Raw genomic sequence first — 1,872 nt, forward strand, 5'->3', positions numbered from 1 at the left:
CGCCGGCGTGAATCGGCCCCACAGCGATTTCGTGTACACCATCACCGGCGACGTGGACGAATGGATAGTCCGCTTCCGCGGATTGGAACCGCTCGGTTCCGGAGGACAATTTTTGCAGGGGATGATAGTCGACCGGCCAGTTGCCATGGTTCAGCCATGGTCGCGTGTCCCTGGCGTCCATGGCGCTCAACCCGAGCAGATCATATACGGCACGTTGCATGCGTGTCGCGCACGGAAAGACGGTCGACAGATCGGGGTATCTGCCCCCGTCTCCGTGACCATCGTCGACCGGCAACTGAAGCCACAGGATGCCGTCTTCGAGCGCGTAAGCGACGGACATCGCAAAGGTGCCTGCCGGCTCTTCGGAACCCCATAGGGAGATCAGGCGGCCACCCGCCTCGCGCACCGTGCCGGCGGTGCGGGTCCACGTGTCGGCATCAAGGCGCGCGAGAAATGCCGAAGACTTGCCGGCAAATGCAGACAGGCGGACTTGGTTGGGAAAACCGAATGCCTCAATGCGCATGTGCTACCCCGCGATCATGGCCGCCGCCTGCCGATACCACGTCGCAAGATACGGCGGGATGTAGAGTCCCAGCATCAGCCCGATGCCGAGATGGACAAACACCGGCAGCAACGCCGGCGGGTGTTCAAGCGCCTGGGCCGTCGTGTCGCCAAACACCATCCCCTGCACGCGTACGAAGATGGCCGCGAACGCTACCGCGAGCGCGAGCAGCAGGAAGGGCGTTGCCCACGGGAGCTTGCTCATTGCGGTGGTCAGGATCAGGAACTCACTTGCGAAGACCCCGAATGGCGGCTGGGTGCCAGCCTTCTGGACCGCGTGTCCGACGGTAAAGAAAATCGCCGACTTGACGAGCGAATGAACGGTCATGTGCAACAGGCCCGCAAAGGTCGCGGTCGGGCCGCCAAGACCGAAAGCGAACGTCATCAGGCCCATGTGTTCGATCGACGAATACGAAAAGAGCCGTTTGACGTCTTTCTGACGAAACAGCGAAAAGGTCGCGACCAGCACTGAAACCAGCCCGAACCCGACCAGCAGGTGCCCCGGCAAACCGTTCCGGAGTGCGCCATCGGCCAGCACCTTGCAGCGCAGCACTGCATAGAGCGCGACGTTGAGCAACAGGCCGGACAGCACGGCTGAAATTGGCGTGGGGCCTTCCGCATGCGCATCGGGCAGCCAGTTGTGCATCGGCACCAGACCGACCTTGGTGCCATAGCCGATCAGCAGGAACACGAACGCGAGTGACATGATGGTCGGGTCCAGACTGCCCTTGACTGCGTTCAGGCTGGTCCAGAGCAGCGCGTCGCCGCCGCCGAGCTGCCGGCTGGCGGCGAGATAGAGGAGAATCGTGCCGAACATCGCCTGTGCGATGCCGACGCCGCACAGGATGAAGTATTTCCATGCGGCTTCGAGGCTTGCTGCAGTCCGGTAGACGCTAACAAGCAACACTGTCGCGAGCGTGGCGGCTTCCATGGCGACCCAGAGGATGCCCATGTTGTTGGTGAGCAGCGCGAGCAACATTGCAAAGATGAACAGCTGGTACATGCTGAGGTACAGGCGCATGCGAGGGCCGGTCATCTTGCCCCGGTCACGCTCGATCCGCATGTACGGTCGCGAAAAGATCGATGTGGTCCAGCCAACGAAGGCGGTCAGCGCGACCAGGAACACATTGAGCGGATCGACGAAGAAAAGCTGGCCCAGCGCGAACGCCGGTCCGTGCGTCACGGTTTGTGCGGCAAGCAGGATGCCGGTGGAAAATGTCAGAAAACTGAACCAGACGTTGAGGTCAGGCGCGAAATGGTGCTGTCCCACAAGTGCCAGACATCCGCCCGCAAGCAGCGGGATCCCAAGAA

General features: G+C 61.9%; 2 protein-coding genes. Both read right to left on the reverse strand.

The genetic code is table 11. The annotated features are described in order from the left end of the window. Positions 1-523: NADH-quinone oxidoreductase subunit C (locus AWB67_RS37125; RefSeq protein WP_200822415.1), on the reverse strand; the 523-nt coding region annotated here is incomplete at its 3' end. A gap of 3 nt (positions 524-526) precedes the next feature. Next, the coding region (locus AWB67_RS37130; protein ID WP_235025585.1) for a hydrogenase 4 subunit F at positions 527-1,872 on the reverse strand (1,346 nt) is incomplete at its 5' end.

The sequence above is a fragment of the Caballeronia terrestris genome (assembly GCF_001544515.1).
Lineage (GTDB): Bacteria > Pseudomonadota > Gammaproteobacteria > Burkholderiales > Burkholderiaceae > Caballeronia > Caballeronia terrestris.